Below are 1,417 nucleotides of genomic sequence, written 5' to 3'. Positions count from 1 at the left end.
ACGTTGAAGGACAGTCGGAGAGAACTGTTAATAATTTCAACATGTGTGTATCCAAGATGTTCTGTATTTTTTCCGACAAATCCTAAATGCTTCATCATGATTCTCGAATCTGGTTATAGCCAATAGCCCTCAATCGAGAGCTATATAAATCAAGCCAGGCTTTCTTGTACAAATTGTGGATCAACAATAAATAATCGACTAAGCGATGTTGCTGCTCCTGAAGGTCTTCTAGCACCTTGTTCCCAAGATTCGAGTGTACGTCTCGAAACACCCAGAAGTTTGGCAAACTGTTCTTGTGTCAGTTGAGCCTTTCTACGAGCTAATGCTACATCGGTCTCAGTGATTACANCTCGAAACACCCAGAAGTTTGGCAAACTGTTCTTGTGTCAGTTGAGCCTTTCTACGAGCTAATGCTACATCGGTCTCAGTGATTACAGTTCTTTTAGCTGCATTATTAGCAAGCATATCATCTATACCTTGCAAGATTTCAGCTTCAATATCTCTGGTTGCTTCAAAAGCTTCGAGTTCTTTTTCAGTCATTAAACGAGTCATTTAATTTCTCCCCCAATGCTTGAAGAGTTTTTTTACTAAGCTGGACCGTTTGCTTTTTACTGTACAGGGTCAATAACCAAATCTCTCCATTTGTTAAACGATTAAAGTAGATGACTCTGACACCACTACTTTTACCTCTCCCACCGCTCGTCCATCTAATTTTACGAATGCCACCTGAATTAGGCTCTACATCTCCTGCTTCAGGATTTAATGCCAAGAATGTTTTGAATTCTTCGTATTCTTCCTGAGTCCAATAAACAAGACAGTATTGAGTAAATAATGGGGTTTCACATATTGTATACATGGCTTGTATTCATACTACCTTGTAGTAATTTATTCTATACGACTATGTAGTATTTTTAAATATTAATTCTGAGTTTTTGGTTTTTAATTCTTACATAATTCCAAAGCTAAAGGATATCAAACACGTATGAATGAAATTTTACGTGATGCCATGCTAAAAAAATTAAAAAATCCTCAATAAAAAATGGGAGCTCGACTCCCCGTTTTTTTATTACAAAATTTATATAATTTGATAGAATGGAAAAATTAGTCAATTAAATTTTATGGCTTTTTTAAGAAAAAAATTATTATCGGGGTTTCAACTGCATCAACACTTTTAATTTCTGCCTGCAGTACATCACAACCTATGTGGAGAAAAGCAGGAATAACTCCACACGATGTAAATAATGCTTTAGCAAAATGTCGCTATGATGTAGGTTTGGCTAAAGTAAACCAGAATGAAAAAGCTGAAATGATACAAGATTGTATGATGGCTCAAGGTTTTAGATACACCTATTAATATTAATCAAATTAAACTTTATCGGTATCTTAATGAAAAAGTTAATAGGTTTCACAGCTATAG

The 1,417-nt window shown here is 35.2% G+C and carries 2 protein-coding genes and 1 pseudogene; 1 reads left to right on the top strand and 2 read right to left on the bottom strand.

Annotated elements, in window-relative coordinates:
- Positions 1-149 precede the first annotated feature (149 nt).
- Both H4I94_RS16140 and H4I94_RS16135 read right to left on the bottom strand, forming a co-directional pair.
- On the bottom strand, positions 150-359 hold the full coding sequence (locus H4I94_RS16140; RefSeq protein ID WP_261183724.1) for a helix-turn-helix domain-containing protein: 210 nt from the start codon (positions 357-359) through the stop codon (positions 150-152).
- Between the two features lie 173 nt (positions 360-532).
- On the bottom strand, positions 533-856 hold the full coding sequence (locus H4I94_RS16135; protein ID WP_261183723.1) for a transcriptional regulator: 324 nt from the start codon (positions 854-856) through the stop codon (positions 533-535).
- A gap of 99 nt (positions 857-955) precedes the next feature.
- On the opposite strand from H4I94_RS16135, the pseudogene H4I94_RS16130 reads away from it, so the two are divergent.
- Positions 956-1,036 (top strand): annotated as a pseudogene (locus H4I94_RS16130) (BrnA antitoxin family protein); the annotation flags it as partial.
- Positions 1,037-1,417 lie beyond the last annotated feature (381 nt).

The organism is Acinetobacter sp. T_3_1, assembly GCF_025377055.1.
Taxonomy (GTDB): domain Bacteria; phylum Pseudomonadota; class Gammaproteobacteria; order Pseudomonadales; family Moraxellaceae; genus Acinetobacter; species Acinetobacter kookii.
This window is presented reverse-complemented; position numbering and strand designations above follow the sequence as displayed.

Excerpts from the sequence above, each read along its gene's own strand:
- H4I94_RS16135 (WP_261183723.1), bottom strand. The coding sequence starts at position 856 with ATGTATACAATATGTGAAACCCCATTATTTACTCAATACTGTCTTGTT.